This is a genomic window from Acinetobacter sp. ACNIH2, from assembly GCF_002934965.1.
In the GTDB taxonomy this organism is placed as follows: Bacteria; Pseudomonadota; Gammaproteobacteria; order Pseudomonadales; family Moraxellaceae; genus Acinetobacter; species Acinetobacter tandoii.
Map to the genome: position 1 here is coordinate 44,858 of NZ_CP026415.1, position 15,117 is coordinate 59,974.

The 15,117-nt window shown below is 39.4% G+C and carries 12 protein-coding genes and 5 pseudogenes; 10 read left to right on the plus strand and 7 right to left on the minus strand.

The features are described 5' to 3' along the window. Positions 1-83 precede the first annotated feature (83 nt). The 3 genes and pseudogenes from C3F34_RS18565 to C3F34_RS18575 form a co-directional block, all read right to left on the minus strand. A pseudogene (locus C3F34_RS18565) lies at positions 84-722 on the minus strand (hypothetical protein); the annotation flags it as partial. Continuing rightward, positions 723-1,024, minus strand: a pseudogene (locus C3F34_RS18570) (transposase); the annotation flags it as partial. Between the two features lie 165 nt (positions 1,025-1,189). Next, positions 1,190-1,657 (minus strand): DUF2946 domain-containing protein, encoded by a 468-nt coding sequence (locus C3F34_RS18575; protein ID WP_004827113.1) that lies wholly within the window; start codon positions 1,655-1,657, stop codon positions 1,190-1,192. 528 nt (positions 1,658-2,185) lie between these two features. On the opposite strand from C3F34_RS18575, the gene C3F34_RS18580 reads away from it, so the two are divergent. The 6 genes from C3F34_RS18580 (at position 2,186) to C3F34_RS18605 (ending at position 10,398) form a co-directional block, all read left to right on the plus strand. Further along, positions 2,186-3,424 (plus strand): efflux RND transporter periplasmic adaptor subunit, encoded by a 1,239-nt coding sequence (locus tag C3F34_RS18580; protein ID WP_092692956.1) that lies wholly within the window; start codon positions 2,186-2,188, stop codon positions 3,422-3,424. A 10-nt stretch (positions 3,425-3,434) separates the two neighbouring features. Next, positions 3,435-6,518: an efflux RND transporter permease subunit gene (locus C3F34_RS18585; protein WP_104442405.1), complete on the plus strand. Its 3,084-nt coding sequence runs from the start codon at positions 3,435-3,437 to the stop codon at positions 6,516-6,518. Then, positions 6,511-6,837, plus strand: a complete 327-nt coding sequence (locus tag C3F34_RS18590; protein ID WP_016165445.1) for a DUF3240 family protein — start codon at positions 6,511-6,513, stop codon at positions 6,835-6,837. Before C3F34_RS18585 ends, C3F34_RS18590 begins: the two co-directional genes overlap by 8 nt. Then, positions 6,834-8,141 carry a TolC family protein gene (locus C3F34_RS18595; RefSeq protein ID WP_104442406.1) on the plus strand — a complete coding sequence of 436 codons (1,308 nt, stop codon included), beginning with the start codon at positions 6,834-6,836 and terminating at the stop codon, positions 8,139-8,141. The genes C3F34_RS18590 and C3F34_RS18595 overlap by 4 nt, the downstream gene beginning before the upstream one ends. Positions 8,142-8,380: 239 nt before the next feature. Continuing rightward, a complete protein-coding gene (locus tag C3F34_RS18600) occupies positions 8,381-9,043 on the plus strand; it encodes a response regulator (RefSeq protein WP_092692964.1) in 663 nt (220 codons plus the stop codon). After that, positions 9,043-10,398 (plus strand): ATP-binding protein, encoded by a 1,356-nt coding sequence (locus C3F34_RS18605; protein ID WP_016165442.1) that lies wholly within the window; start codon positions 9,043-9,045, stop codon positions 10,396-10,398. Before C3F34_RS18600 ends, C3F34_RS18605 begins: the two co-directional genes overlap by 1 nt. A 315-nt stretch (positions 10,399-10,713) precedes the next feature. On the opposite strand, the pseudogene C3F34_RS18610 reads toward C3F34_RS18605, so the two are convergent. Next, positions 10,714-10,877, minus strand: a pseudogene (locus C3F34_RS18610) (IS256 family transposase); the annotation flags it as partial. A 167-nt stretch (positions 10,878-11,044) separates the two neighbouring features. Here C3F34_RS18610 and C3F34_RS18615 point away from each other — a divergent pair. Further along, positions 11,045-11,206, plus strand: a pseudogene (locus tag C3F34_RS18615) (IS6 family transposase); the annotation flags it as partial. Positions 11,207-11,247: 41 nt separating this feature from the next. Here the strand turns inward: C3F34_RS18615 and C3F34_RS18620 are convergent. Then, the gene (locus tag C3F34_RS18620) at positions 11,248-11,550 is read right to left on the minus strand and encodes a helix-turn-helix domain-containing protein (RefSeq protein ID WP_001140620.1); all 303 of its coding nucleotides are present in this window, start codon (positions 11,548-11,550) and stop codon (positions 11,248-11,250) included. Beyond that, a complete protein-coding gene (locus C3F34_RS18625; RefSeq protein ID WP_019383563.1) occupies positions 11,543-11,899 on the minus strand; it encodes a type II toxin-antitoxin system RelE/ParE family toxin in 357 nt (118 codons plus the stop codon). Before C3F34_RS18625 ends, C3F34_RS18620 begins: the two co-directional genes overlap by 8 nt. Positions 11,900-12,616: 717 nt before the next feature. Here C3F34_RS18625 and C3F34_RS18630 point away from each other — a divergent pair. Together C3F34_RS18630 and C3F34_RS18635 are read left to right on the plus strand one after the other, a co-directional pair. Then, complete coding sequence (locus tag C3F34_RS18630) at positions 12,617-13,075, plus strand: TIR domain-containing protein (protein WP_019383562.1); 459 nt, start codon at positions 12,617-12,619, stop codon at positions 13,073-13,075. After that, positions 13,075-13,599, plus strand: a complete 525-nt coding sequence (locus C3F34_RS18635; protein ID WP_228155377.1) for a macro domain-containing protein — start codon at positions 13,075-13,077, stop codon at positions 13,597-13,599. Before C3F34_RS18630 ends, C3F34_RS18635 begins: the two co-directional genes overlap by 1 nt. Here the strand turns inward: C3F34_RS18635 and C3F34_RS18640 are convergent. Beyond that, positions 13,594-14,684, minus strand: a protein-coding gene (locus C3F34_RS18640) for an IS4 family transposase (protein WP_104442269.1) whose coding sequence is annotated in 2 segments (ribosomal slippage) — positions 13,594-14,144 and positions 14,144-14,684 — 1,092 coding nt in all. Because the reading frame shifts where the segments join, the coding sequence is not laid out codon by codon here. The genes C3F34_RS18635 and C3F34_RS18640 overlap by 6 nt on opposite strands. A 71-nt stretch (positions 14,685-14,755) precedes the next feature. Here C3F34_RS18640 and C3F34_RS18645 point away from each other — a divergent pair. Continuing rightward, a pseudogene (locus C3F34_RS18645) lies at positions 14,756-15,097 on the plus strand (macro domain-containing protein); the annotation flags it as partial. Positions 15,098-15,117 lie beyond the last annotated feature (20 nt).

Consider the following 15,117-nt stretch of genomic DNA (forward strand, 5'->3'; position numbering starts at 1 on the left):
AGCATTTTTAGCAGGGCTTACTGTCATATTTTGTCAGCGCACAGATCCAATCAATGTTTCGATATCAATACGACTTTATATATTTAGGCCTTTTTTGCAGTCGTTTTATTGCTAAAGTGAATACACACTAGAATCGCAATCAAAATGACAGCTGAAGCAGTAAAGCGACTTAAATCCAAACCACCCGAAGCGATCGGTTTATCCAGGAAATCCCCCACCACAGCCCCCAAAGGGCGGGTTAAAACAAATGCACTCCAAAACAGTAAGGTTCTTGAAACATGAGTGAATTTGTACAGGGCCAAAATCATGAGAATAAGACCGACGAAAAGGATAATTCCACCGCTATAACCCAGCCCCATGGTGTCTGCTGACCAATCTCCTAAAGCCGTCCCTAAGGTTTGGGAAAAGGTAATGGTTAACCAATAGAAAATTTCTGCCCGTGGATAATTCACCGTATGCGGTGAAATACTGCCTTCAACCTTATACCAGCTGAATAAAGACAAGCAGACCAAACCGAGCAATAGGCTACTTCCGCCGATATAACCAATCCCCAAAGATCGATCGATCAAATCAGCCAGTGTCGTACCTACGGTCGTACTGGCGATGATGGTAAACCAATACAAATAAGGACGGTAAAATTTAGAGCGGATTTGAAAGAATAGCAAAGCTATAAATACTGCTGCGAAAATAAAGGTACTGATCAAATAGCCTAAATTTAGAGACCTCTCTCCGCCTGGGCGAAAAAAGCGGCTGCTTTACGTAGAATTTCATTGGCACGCTTTAATTCTTTAATTTCACGTTCCATTTGCTTCATTTTTTCTTGATCAGATATCTGTTGTACTTTAATAGGATTTTGCTGATCTAAATGCTTTTGATGCCAGGCACGAAGTGTTTCAGGAGTACAACCAATCTTAGGCGCAATTGCTGTGATTGCAGCCCAAGTAGAAGGATAATCTTTTTCAGATTCAATCAATAATTGAACCGCTCTTTCTCTGATTTCAGGGGTATATTTTAATTTTGTCATCGGGATAGTCTCTCAGAATATTGACTCTCCGACAAACCCGGTACGGTTCATATGCTCTGATATGCGTGTGCCTACACAGATACGTGCATTTTTTAAAAGTAATAACATAGCGATTAGTCTCTTCAACTAATTAAATTTCAAAACAATAAGGAATTGCCAATAAATTTAGACAGCAAAAGAGAGAGGAGGTGCTCGACCTTGAGGGATAAGAAATAATTGATTTAAAATAAAGAAGATATGAAAGAAAGCTTCTTTAAAAGCTAATAACCGAACTTGAACTCTAACAAGTATTTCTTTAACGCGAATGTCTGGTAAAGGAACGACATGTGCGTAAACCACACAGTACTGACATTGATGATTTGCATCGTGATGATGACTGGACGAAGTTTTTTGTTCAAGATGTGCATGATTAAGCTTTTCAGTATCATGATTAGCTAAATTCAACTCTTGATGAGAGTGAGTATGCGAAGAATGATCTGAGCTATGCACATGGTGTGAGTTATTTAGTTGAAGTGCATGGACAATAGTTTCACAGACAGGAGAAATTTGATATTTCTCTGGAAGTAAAGGCTGTAAAAAAACAGCAATCTGTAACAAGATTGCTGAGAATGCGAGCAATCTTCCTAAAACCATGATCACTTAGATTGTCTCAATTATCCAAGTAAGATGGTTAGATTGTAGCAGAATTACTATTTATTAAAAGTATAAGCGATATTAATTTAATAGTTTTGATTTAATCCAGCGTAATAATTTTTAGGATAAAGTAAAAATAAAAATAATTGATTTCAATCTGAATCAATTCAGATTGAAATCGTGCATGATTAATTTTGCTCTAAAAAAATAATGATTAAAATTTATAAAGTAAAGTAGATGAATGTATTTTCACGACATTGTAGGGATATTTATTAACTGGCCCTTTAACGGAGATGAAATTTTGTGACTGAGTATATTCTTGAATTGATTTAAGCAAACTCATTGCTTCTCGAGATAAGGGGGATATGGTTTTCTTTTTCCGCCTTCATCTGCTCTTTAGAAATAACCGAGATATTATGCTTAGGTGGAAATTACCCTTTAGATCCTGAAAAAATTGGATTTCCAAACTTAATTAGATCTTAAGAACTTAAATTTATCCTGAGAGAAAATATTTTTGAGGGTAGATCAGTGAGTCAACAAGTGAGTGTATTACGAAATAATAAAATATTTCTCAGTATTTGCACATTGGTCTTGGTAATTTTAGGAGTTTGGTGGGCGAGCAGTTCACTATTTAATAAAAATAAAGCGGAAAAATCAAAGCCACAAAATGTAACCGCCAATGAAACAGAAACCATAGATGTCTCTGGTAATCAGATTTTAATTTCGCCCACACAGATTCAACAGGCAGGTATTCAATTACAAACTTTAGGACAAGCGACAAGTGATGTACAACTTGCACTGACTTTGCAGGGGCAAGCGCAGTGGTCACCTCAAAGTAAAGTGGTCTTAACCAGCCCGATAGCGGGGATAGTTCAACAGGTACTGGTGCAACCTTTAGCCGAAGTGGGTCTCCATAATCCTGTACTGGCCATTCATAGCCCTGATTTAATTCAGATTCAAAATGAAATTTTACAAATTCGTGCACAACTGCAATTGGCCAGCCAAAATTTGGCACGTGAACGCAGTTTATATGCTGAAGGGATTATTGCTGAAAAACGTGTACAGGAAGCCCAGAATGTAGTGCAACGACTGAATATTGATTTGAGTGCCAAGCAACGCATGTTGCAGTTTATGGGAGGAAGTAGCAGTCAGGGACTGAATTCCGTAGTGTATGTTAAAAGTCCCGCCAAAGGCAGTGTAGAAAGTTTACAGGTATCTGCAGGTCAATATGTAGAAACCGGCGCAGTACTGGGTCAGTTGGTGAATAGTGATCTACCTTTGCAATTAATGTTGCAAGCCCCTTTAGCGGATAGCAAATATATCCAGATTGGCGATCTGGTTAAAGTTGAGGGGTGTGAAATTACTGGGCAGGTACAAAAAATTGCACCAGCACTTTCAGACAATACGCAATCTCAAAATGTTTTAGTTCAGATGAATGCCAAGGATAACTGTTTAAAAGTACAACAGTTTATTAAAGCGAATATTCAAAGCCATAACCCGACAACAGAAACTGCATGGGTAATACCAAGTACTGCCTTGACTTTAAAAGATAACAAGCACTTCATTTTTATCAAGAACCAAAATGGTTTCTTTGCAATGCCGGTGGAATTGGTGGGTGCGAACCAGCAGCAAAGTCATGTGATTGGAAACACATTAAAACCTGGAATTCAAGTTGCTGTGAATGGTGTCGAACGTCTAAAAGCCGTTTGGTCAGGTTTCGGTGCAGAGCAGGCACCACCTGCCAGTAGTAGCACTGCGATGAAATGAGGTTAGGCACATGTTAAAACGTATTATTGCATTTTCACTGAGTCAACGAATCCTAATGCTGTTATTGGGTGTGGCAATCAGTGTTGCAGGTTATTTGGCATTTACAAAATTGCCGATTGATGCCTTTCCCGATGTATCAAGTACACAGGTTCAAATTGTGATGAAATCTCCTGGCATGACGCCAGAAGAGGTGGAAAGCCGTATTGTGGTACCGATAGAACAGGAAATGTTGGGAATTCCTCATCAGACTGTATTACGTTCACAATCTAAATATGCCATTGCAATCATTACCCTGGATTTTGCAGAAGGGACAGATCCTTATTGGGCCCGACAACAGGTCAATGAGCGTTTGACTGGAGTCATGTCAGCTTTGCCTGGCAATGCCTCTGGTGGGATTGCGCCTATGACGACGCCATTAGGTGAATCTTTTATGTTCACTTTACATGGCCCTATGAGTGATATGGAAAAACGAACCTTGCTCGATCGGGTCGTCCGTCCACAGCTCAGAAAAATTGAAGGGGTAGCGGATGTCAATGTCCTGGGTGGTTTGGCACGTACTTTTGAAGTGACACCCAACCTGGATGCTCTGGCATCAAGAGGTCTATCTCTTGATCAGTTAAAACAAGCAATTGAATTAAATAATGCAAGTGACGGTGCCGGTCGTCTGAATGAAAATGGAGAATCATTACTGATTCGTAGCGATAGTCGTGTCACCAATTTACAAGAGCTGGGTGAGATTATTGTTTCCAATCATCAGGGGACGCTGGTGCAAGTGAAGGATGTCGCCGATGTTCATACCGGTGCCCTTACCCGTTACGGAGCGGTAACCGAAAATGGTCAGGGTGAAGCTGTTGAAGGGATTGTCCTCACCTTAAAAGGCGCCAATGCACGTCAGGTTGTGCAAAGTGTGCGTGAACATTTGCATGACATTGAGAAAAACTTACCCCCGGGCGTTACGATCAAGCCTTTTTATGACCGTGGTGAACTGGTGAATCGTGCCATTCATACCGTGAGTAAAACCTTGGTCGAGGCGATTGTATTGGTCCTGATTTTATTGCTGTTGTTTTTAGGCAATTTAAGAGCCGCTTTGGTGGTTGCCGCGATTTTACCTTTATCTGCGTTGAGTACTTTCTTAATGATGCGTCAGTTTGGATTAAGTGCCAACCTGATGTCATTGGGTGGTTTAACCATTGCCATTGGTTTGCTGGTCGATGCGGCGGTTGTGGTGGTTGAAAATATCGAAATGCAACTGGCAGATGCACACGAGTCCAAACACCGTTCGTTTTTACCCCCGCTGAATGTCATTTATCGCGCGGTTTGTGAGGTGGCGGTGCCGGTGACTGCAGGAATGATCATTATTATGCTGGTCTTCATTCCGTTAATGACGTTGCAAGGTCTGGAAGGGAAGCTTTTCTCTCCAGTGGCACTGACCATTGTCTTTGCATTGTCGAGCTCACTGATTTTTTCATTAACGATTATTCCGGTGCTGTGTTCCTATTTTTTAAAATCTCAAGCACATCACACGCCGTATATTGTTGCTAAGCTGGAACAGGCATATAGCAAGGTGTTAAATGCAAGTTTGGCCCATCCGAAACGTGTTTATGCTTTGGCCGGAGGTGCTTTGGTGGTTGCTGCACTCATTTTTCCACTCATTGGTAAGTCCTTTATGCCAACCATGGATGAAGGTGACACCATATTGCAGCTGGAAAAAATGCCATCGATCAGCCTGCAAAATTCGATTGCACTTGATCTGGACATTCAAAGAAGAATTCTAAAACAAGTTCCAGAAGTGGCCCGCATTGTGGCAAGAACCGGTTCGGATGAACTGGGCCTTGACCCTATGGGCTTAAATGAAACCGATAGCTTTGTCATTTTGAAACCGCAAGATCAGTGGCAGGGACAAAGTAAGGAGCAGATTTTAGCCAAAATTCGCCATGTATTGGCCGATGTTCCTGGGGTCAATCTCACCTTTAGTCAGCCGATTGAAATGCGGACTTCAGAAATGTTATCGGGTGTACGTGGAGATTTGGCCGTCAAAATTTTTGGTACCGATTTAGATCAGCTGAATCAGCTGTCTAAGCAAATCTCTACCGTTCTACAAGGGATCAAAGGCAGTGAAGATGTCATGACTTTGGAAAATTCTGGGGTGCAATATCAGGAATTACGTATTCGTCGTGATATGGCTGTCCGCAATCAGTTAGATAGTCAGAGCATACAGGTACAACTCAAAATGCTCATTGAAGGGCAGCAGATTAGTTCGATTATTGAACAGGGGCGACCAGTTCCATTGATGATGAAAGGTGATCCACGTCTGGGACAATCCAGTTTTGCCCTCGCGAACATGAATTTACCTGTTGCAAACTCAGCGGCTGTACCGTTGTCCTCTTTAGCAGAAATGGTCAAGACTGAAGGCGTCGTCAAAATTGACAGGGAAAATGCTTCAAGAATGTCCGTTGTCCGTGCCAATGTGCGTGACCGGGATCTAGTTGGTTTTGTCGAGGAAGCAAAACAGCAGGTTGCCCAGAAAGTTAAATTACCGGCCGGCTATTCATTGAAATGGGGTGGACAGTTTGAAAATCAACAACGTGCAGCAGCGCGTCTGATGCTGGTTGTCCCTGCAGCGTTGACCATGATTTTCTTCCTGCTCTTTACAACTTTAGGGTCTGTTCGTCAGGCAGTACTGGTTTTTGTGAATATTCCCTTTGCTTTAATTGGGGGAGTCGTAGCCTTAGCCATTACCGGTGAATATTTATCGGTACCTGCTTCTGTTGGGTTTATTGCATTAATGGGGATTGCCGTACTGAATGGTTTGGTGATGATCGGTTATTTTAACCAGCTCATTTCACGCGGCGTTGCAATTGAAGAAGTGGTTCGTGAGGGGGCGATGCGACGTTTACGTCCAGTAATGATGACTGCAAGTATCGCGGCTTTGGGTTTAATTCCCTTGCTCTTTACCACTGGGCCAGGTGCTGAAATTCAGCGTCCATTGGCGATCGTGGTGATTGGGGGATTAATTTCCTGCACCTTACTGACGCTGATTTTACTTCCTAACTTGTTCAAACAATTTGGTTTAGTGCGAGATACTCATGTCTGAAATGTGCCAACTCTCTATCAACATCTCCAGTGATATTGCGGAAGAATTAATGAGCCATTTATGGCTTATTCCCGAGATTGTGACAGGATGTACCTGTATCCCGGCACAAGGTTTCGGCAGCCGCCAACATTATCGCAACATTCAAGAAAAAATTCGGGGTGCAACTGAGCGTAATTTGATTCTGTTGATTTTACCCCTCGCAACTGTACCTTTAGTTTTAGCCCATATCCAAAAGAAATTTAAATCAAGTGACTGTTTCTATTGGGTATTACCAACCATAACATCGGGTTATGCTGGTCAAGGAGAAGTGAACGAATGAAACCAGAGATAGCGACTCAACCCCGTTTGCTGGGTAAAGCCTTACGTTTACTGGGCTTGGGCTGTTGTGTGATGATGACTTCTGTCGTATCCGCGGAACCCGCTTTGGATCAAGTCTTGCCGCAACTCGATGCGGTCAAACAGAGCTTGTTACAGCATCCAACTGTTCGATCGGCAGTTTCGGACCAGGACTATGCCAATTTTGCAGGACAGGGGCTAAAACTGGGCCATCCCTGGACCGTGCGTGCAGGCATGCAGCTTCGTAACAGCAACGCCCAGGATGGTCAAACAAAGTCCAATAGTTATGAGCCGAGCTTTGGTATTGAAAAGCAGATTCGTTTGCCTGGCAAATACGAGCTGGATCAGGATTTGGCGCAACGAGGGATGAGTATTGCGGAATTAAAATATGAAGATGCCAAACATGAAGTTGCCAAAAATTTGCTAAATCAGTGGTTTGCATATATGCGCAGTGCTTTGCAATTGACGCGTTTAGAGGAACAGCAAGCAAGAATACAGCACTATATGCAAATGACCCAGCAGCGTATTCGTGCTGGAGATGCCCCACGACTGGAACTGATGCTACTTAGCAATGAATCGCGGCAAATCGAAGAGCAATATATGCAGGCTAAAACAGCTTACTATCAAGCACAGCAGTTATTGTCACGTGATTATCAGGGAAATATTCCAGAACACTGGAGCAGTGATGTCATCAAAATTCGACCACTCGAATATACACAGACTGAATGGATACAGCAGGTTTTGTCTGCCAACCATGAGCTTGAGCTGGTTAAAACACAGGCAGCACAGCAAGATGCATTAGTCAAAAGAGAGCAACTCAATCGGGTACCTAATCCTACGGTCGGAGTGGGCTATAGTCGTGAACAGTCTGGCGTTGAAAACTTGATGAGTGTGAGCGTTTCAATTCCACTCGCCAGTCGGCAAGTGCGTATAGCTTCTGGTATGGCCATGGCGGAAGCTCAAAAGGCCAATTTTGAGATCGGACGAGTAGAAAACCGTTTGCGTCAGGAAACGCAATACTGGTTCACGCAGATGGAGTCGGCAACTGTACGGAGTGAGCAGGCTCAACAGAATTTGGCACAGTTACAGCAACAACATGGATTGATGCAAAAAGCATATAAGCTCGGTGAATTGAGTTTAAATGAACTGTTACTCCATTCGCAGCAACTGGTTGATGCGCGTGGTCGAATTGATCAAGCCAAAATTGATTATGCAGAAAGCTTGAGTTTGCTATTGCTGAATTCACATCAACTATGGCCTTTACATGAGGATCATCAGGCAGAGTAAAATATAGTAGAGTGCTGATACATCAATGCCCTGTGTGGTCATTATTCGGCTGGTATTCTGTCTTTTTGGGGCCAGAGTATAGCTGATTACTTAATTGAGCAGCACGGTAAAAGCTTGATAAAATAGTATTTTACGAAAATATTTCGGTGCTATGTCTTTCAGAATTCAGCTATAGCTGTCGTTTTCACGGAAATAAAATTTAGGCTTGCAAGAAGTAGAATGAGAGGGGGAGCTCAGACGTGAGAATATTGTTAGTTGAAGACGATGTCTTACTGGCTAAGGCGACAGCACGGGGCTTAGACCAAGCGAATTTTGTTGTTGATATCGCCACCACAGCAGAACAAGCCTATCATTTTTTGGCGAGTTATGATTATCAGTTTATTTTGCTTGATTTAGGTTTGCCAGACAGGAATGGATTGGAAATTTTAAAGTCACTGCGTCGTAAAAAGAATAAAGTAGGCGTTATTATTTTGACTGCTCAGGATAAAATTCAGGAGCGAATTTCCGGTTTAGATGCTGGGGCAGATGATTTTGTAGTTAAACCCTATGATTTGTATGAAGTTATTGCACGGATTCAAGCAGTATTACGCCGTATTTCAGGAGAAGTGAGTGATTTGATTCAGATTGGCAATATTGCGGTTAATAAAGCGACTAAACAGGTACTGAGAGATCACACTGAAGTTGAATTAACCCCGAAAGAGTTTCACTTGCTAGAACTATTTATCCTTAACCGTGGCCGGATCATTTCACGGGAGAGTATAGAAAACTCATTTTATGCCTATGATGCAGATGTGAGCAGTAATGTGATACAGGTTTATATTCATAATTTACGGCGTAAGCTGGGAAAAAATATCGTGCGCACTGTACAAAGCTTTGGATATATTATGGATGAAAATTATTAATGGCCAATTTCATTCGCAGTTATTCACTGACCAGACGTCTATCATTTATTTTAATGGTCATCACCGCCAGTGTCTGGGTGGGTAGTTTAGGTTGTATTTACTGGGGAATGCAGCGTACCGCGAACAATATTTTTGATAAATCACTGGCTGAAACAGCCCATGCTTTACTTTCGACTACTTCAAGTTCACTGGCGGGGCAAATCCCGGATCATACGGTCATCGAGAAAGCTCAAGGGGAGCATTATAATCAGATTATTTTCCAGATCTGGCATCGTAATGGCAAGTTGATTTATCGTTCGGTTGGCGTTGGCACACATCCGTTTGTCCAGCAAGCCAACTTTGGCTGGATTAATATTCACAATCAAACCTATCGCAGTTATTCGGTTTGGGACAGCACCCACACTATACAAGTACAAATTGCACAGGTCTGGACTATCCGTCAGGATATCCAGAGAGATATGCTGTTATTTTTAATAGGGGTTTCAGCATTTTTTTTACCATTATTGTCTTGGCTGATTTTGCAGACCGTACGTAGCAATTTGTCCACTGTATTCAGTATCAGTCAAAATCTGGAAAAGCAGTCGATTGAACATTTAAAACCCATCAACCCTGTCGTGCCCAAAGAAATCGAACCTTTGGTGAAGTCATTAAATACATTATTGAGTGAAGTTGCAGAAAGCATGCAACGTGAAAAACGTTTTACCTCAAATGCAGCCCATGAGTTACGTACACCTTTGGCGGCGATCCGTCTGCATGCACAAGTTTTGCAGAGTGCACGTTCGACTGAGGAGGCACGAGAAGCAGCTGAGGACATCATGATTGGCATTGATAAAACCTCGCGAATGATTACACAGTTACTAACCTTAGCCCGGATTGAACCCAATGCTCATCAAATTCAAGGCTCGGTCGATCTCGTTAATGTGATTCAAAGTACTCTTTCGATGATGGATTTTCAGCTTTGTCAAAAAAAAGTTGACTTACAGTTACAACTGGAGTCAGCTCTAGTTATGGCTCAACCTGAGCAATTGGAAATTATGCTCCGTAATCTTTTAGAGAATGCCATCATCTATCGTAGTTATGAACGCCCGTGTGTCATAAAAATCAGTTGTGGCTGTGTTAAAAATTATAGCTTTGTGCAGATTGAGGATAATGGAATTGGTTTGGATGAAGCACAAATACCTCTGATTTTCCAAAGATTCTATAGGGTGAATCAGAACAGTGTCATTATTGGCAGTGGTCTCGGCTTATCGATTGTTAAGCAAATTGTCGATTTATATCACGGAAAAGTTGAGTTACATCGGACAAATGCTATTGGTGGTCTTATGGTTAGGATTGAATTTAACCAGCAGAACTAAATAATGGCGCTATTTACTGGGCTGAGAAGTAGTTTTCAAAATTGAAGATTGGGGTGCCATAACTACTTATGGCTATATAGCGACAGAGGTAAAAAAGCCTACTGTCCTACACTCATATATTGCAGCATAAGTCTGATAAAAGCAGTAATATAACTTATGCCACTTAAAGTGAGGGTGATATTAGAGTCTGTAACTCATTTTGTGTAAGTCCGATTTTTTATAAATGATCATTTAATCAACCATCGAAATGAATAGTAAATCAATTCATTGCTTAAAGTCATGAGTAGTAATGCCACATAAGATTGGCAATGTCTATTTCTTAGCAGGATTTAATGTTGCGAAGTAAATTACTTCTTTCTTCATAGAATCATCGGAAGAAAAGATTTTTCTTTTCTTGATTGACGGATCACACTATTCAATGACTCATTTGTATAAATTGTATGATGTACTTTAGCAGGATAGCTAATGTCTCCTCTGATACAATGGTTGTCCCTGAAGGTAGTATATGTCAACAAATTCACCAATCTTTACATAATGTAAAAGTCTTTTGGAAGCAGAATAAGGGTTCATCAGATACTTAAAATGGCACTGTTGCAAATAACCACGAATGGTAAGCTGAAGACTGTTTTAGCTAAAGGTGCAGCATATGAATCCTTTCCATGGTCGGCATTTTCAGGGCGAAATCATTCTTTGGGCTGTGCGCTGGTATTGTAAATATGGCATTAGCTATCGTGAACTGCAGGAAATGCTGGCCGAACGGGGTGTGAATGTTGATCACACGACTATTTACCGTTGGGTTCAACGTTATACGAATCTAAAAATGGGAGCCTATAGCTCCCATTTTTATTGTTAAACGTTGAATCCTATATGTTTTCCTGTTGGAAGCTCTACATCAATACGGAGCTTCCCACCCATTGCCTCAACATACTTTTTCATGGTTGAAATCTTAAGATCATTGCCACGATTTTCTATTGCTGAAAGCGATGGCTGTTTTATTCCCAAAGTTTCAGCAAGCTCTTTTTGAGAAATTTCGAGTTCTTCACGAATAAGATGAAGCTGATTTTCTAGCAGTAATTCATCAGCCATTTTTTGAATACGGGCTTGGCTCTCTGGAGAGCGGCTAGCTAACAATTCTTGCAGAGTCTTAGCCATTAGATTTATCTCCTAGGGTAGTGAGATGAAGTTGGTATTGTTCATCTGCAATATCCAGCATGTCTTTATAAAAACGCTTTTTACCGCCTTTATCAGCAATACATAGAACAATAGCCTGTCGTAAGGGATCAAATGCGAAGAAAGCTCTTAAGGGTCTACCGCGATGTTGAACACGCAGTTCTTTCATATTGGTAAATTTAGACTCATACACAGTATCTACTAAAGGATGGCCTAAACTCGGTCCCTGCTGCTGTAGAACAACCAGGGCAGCTAGGACCTTCTCTTGTGTAGGTTCATCTTGCTGTTCAAGCCACTGATTAAATAGATCTGTCGTAATGACTGTCCACATACCACAACCAAAATATAGATTATAGTCTATATTTTAGGGGCATTATGTTTGTTTTGCAAATGAGAAAGGATAGGCAATAAAAAAGCCCGACATCCTGTCGGGCTTTTCCATATTTGGCGCTTAGATCTGACTCCTGTCTGATCTCACGTTCCTTGTTGTTCATCTTATTCTTTTTATCTGGAGCATCCTGCTCTCTATGTCTTCATGATAGGAAATTTCCAGTATTGCGGATAGCAGCAAAGGGCCGAGATTGGTATGAGCCAGGGCTTACAAAATAGCCTAAATTTTATCCACAAAAAATGTGGATAATTTTGGACATTGAGGCATTGATAAAATTTGAAAAACCTCAAAACTGACTATTTTTTAGTCAAATTTATTGGCAAGAAGTATCAAAACCGCTCATAAAAAAGCCGACTTGTTTCAAAATCGGCTTTTTGGTCATTTTTGGATTTTTCTATTTTTATTAAGTGGTTGATATTTAGATTAATATACAAGTGTACTTCGTATAACGCCCATTATGTTAAATATATATCAATTTGATCTTTAGAATTAATTCTATTACTTGTCATTTATAATCAATGCATTATTATAAGATATAAATAATTTAAGGAAAATCAAGTGAGTAGAATTAATAGTTACAGCGCATTTTATGTAAGTGAACCTTTTGACCCATCTTCATTAGGAGCATATGCTACACATGACTTTTGTCATTATCAGATGCTAAAAGCATGGAAAGGAAAAGATGGTAGTTTTCCATTTTATAACGCTCATGAAACGACTTATAACGTTCGAGATAATAGTAATTGGGAGCAAACCTTAAAACCTAGGTTAAGAGAAAGATTAAGAAATTCAAAAAATATTATTCTTTTTTTAAGTTCAAAGACTAAAAACTCAAGAGCATTAAGAGAAGAAATTGATTATGGCGTGAATGTACTTAAACTACCAATTATTGTTGTTTATCCAGAATTTACGACATACAGTGAACTTTTATCAGTAAATGGACAATTTAAAAATGAAGTGACTCAATTGTGGGATAATTTACCAATTTTCAGGGACTCTAAAAAAAATATTCCTGTTTTACATGTTCCCTTAAATAAGTCCTTACTTCATAACGCACTATTAAACAAAGGATTTACAGTACAGTCACCTCTAGAATCTAAAGACTATAAATTATAATGAAAGTTAAAATATTTAATAAAAAGTTGAGAGATTCCTTTTTTTTAAAAATATCTCTATTCAGTGCCTTTGCAACATTATTACTTGCTTTTGTTCCCATACCATCAAAGATACAAGGCTTATTAGGTGGAGTATTCTTAGTATTTTTAGTGATTATTTATATCTATGATTGGAGAAAAGCAAATAAATTAAATTCAGTTGAAATTGATATTGAAGGTACTACAGTTTGTATTAAGGAAGGCGATATTTTTGAAGAAGATGGATTGAAGGTAATTGCTTTTAATGAATATTTTGACACTTTAGTTGATAATAAAATTATTAATGAAGTTTCTCTAAATGGAATTTTTTTACAAAAAAAATTAGATATAGAAATAAGTGCTCTTGATCAAGAGATTGATAACTATCCTTTTGAGGATAATGAAATATTAGAGGAAAACGTAGATCGTTTAGTTGGAAAGAAAAAGAAGTTTAAAATAGGAACTATATTTGTTCATAATGACCTCTGTACACGACAAATTTCATAGGGCCCTTGTCCTATCAGGCTTTTTCTTTCTTAAAATTGCTAGCACTTTCTTAAATTCTTCTTTTTTTCCAAAACCAATCAAACGTAGAATAGCCATCTGAACATAGTCCAAACCGTAGCGAAATAAACTTACTGAAAGTCGTCCATGCTTCTTTAGTTTTATCGCTTTTTTTCGATCATGTTGCCATTCACCTGTTAAATAGCACCAACAGAAACCGATCGCTAGCACTGCTATCAATTTCTTGACTCGTCTAGGGTCTGTTAAACGAGTATTTTCAAGATTGAATCCACGTCCTTTGAGACAACTAAATAAGGTTTCGATTTCCCAGCGTAATGCATAATCACCAATAGCAGAAGCATTAAACATAGGAGAAACAACAAGTAAAAGTTCTCCATCTTCTAATCGTAGCGCACTAATATACAGTTTCACTCGACCAACCCAAATACGTCGTTTACGACATTCTGTTTGACCAACTTGAAGATGACGAAATAAATCACTAATTTTATGATTCTTGGCTAAGTGATTGGTCACAATAAAGTTTTTTTAACACGTATACAGAAGTTAATGTCATTTTCAATTAACCATGTAAACCATTTCTCACCGATAAATTCTCTGTCTGCGAACACATTCACAATACGATCTTTACCAAAAATGGAGATAAAGCGTTGAATCAAAGCAATACGCTCTTTTGTATCTGAATTTCCACGTTTATTGAGCAATGTCCAAACAATAGGTATCGCTATTCCACGATAGACGATGGCTAACATCAAGATATTGATATCTCGTTTTCCCCATTTCCAGTTGGTTCTATCCAAAGTTAATTGGACTTTATCGAATGAAAATATATTGAAAATTAACTGAGAAATTTGACGATAATCGAAATACTGATCTGCAAAGAAGCGTTGTATACGTCGATAAAATGATTGTGGTAAGCACGTGATGGGTAAGGCTTTAGATGCAGAAGAAAGATTACATGTCTGTTTTACAATTAATGCCAGCATAATCAGTGTAAAACATTTTACACGTGACTTGTTCCACTTTAGATATTTGTTTAAGATGAGATGTAACTCATTGAAATGTGTCATCATATTCGTCGTCAGAAAACAAGTATTATGCCATTATTTCAATGAGTTGTCTTTTTTTGTCGTGTACAAAGCATAATGACTATATTTTGACTGCTTTTTCTAAATTTGACTCCTCTAATAGAGCTAATTTAACCATGCCTGAGTATCTAGGATTTCTAATAACATTCTGGGACAAAGTAAATATAGTTTATGGGCAGCGCAGTGTTTCTGTCCCTATATTTGGTTCAGGTATTACAAGGATTAAAGAGCATAGGGGAATTAGTGATGAGGACTTACTAAAAATTATGATTTGGACATTCAGAATTAGCGAAATGAGATTTAAACATCCTGCTAAATTAACTATTGTTATTCACTCTGAAAAAATGAATAAAATTAATTTATTGGATATTCAGGAAACAAAGAATGGAATTTGATTAAGATTTCCTAAAATGTA

Coding starts and splice junctions, on each gene's coding strand:
- C3F34_RS18630 (WP_019383562.1), top strand. CDS start 12,617: ATGCTAAAAGCATGGAAAGGAAAAGATGGTAGTTTTCCATTTTATAAC.
- C3F34_RS18590 (WP_016165445.1), top strand. CDS start 6,511: ATGTCTGAAATGTGCCAACTCTCTATCAACATCTCCAGTGATATTGCG.
- C3F34_RS18635 (WP_228155377.1), top strand. CDS start 13,075: ATGAAAGTTAAAATATTTAATAAAAAGTTGAGAGATTCCTTTTTTTTA.
- C3F34_RS18585 (WP_104442405.1), top strand. CDS start 3,435: ATGTTAAAACGTATTATTGCATTTTCACTGAGTCAACGAATCCTAATG.
- C3F34_RS18595 (WP_104442406.1), top strand. CDS start 6,834: ATGAAACCAGAGATAGCGACTCAACCCCGTTTGCTGGGTAAAGCCTTA.
- C3F34_RS18575 (WP_004827113.1), bottom strand. CDS start 1,657: ATGGTTTTAGGAAGATTGCTCGCATTCTCAGCAATCTTGTTACAGATT.
- C3F34_RS18605 (WP_016165442.1), top strand. CDS start 9,043: ATGGCCAATTTCATTCGCAGTTATTCACTGACCAGACGTCTATCATTT.
- C3F34_RS18620 (WP_001140620.1), bottom strand. CDS start 11,550: ATGGCTAAGACTCTGCAAGAATTGTTAGCTAGCCGCTCTCCAGAGAGC.
- C3F34_RS18625 (WP_019383563.1), bottom strand. CDS start 11,899: ATGTGGACAGTCATTACGACAGATCTATTTAATCAGTGGCTTGAACAG.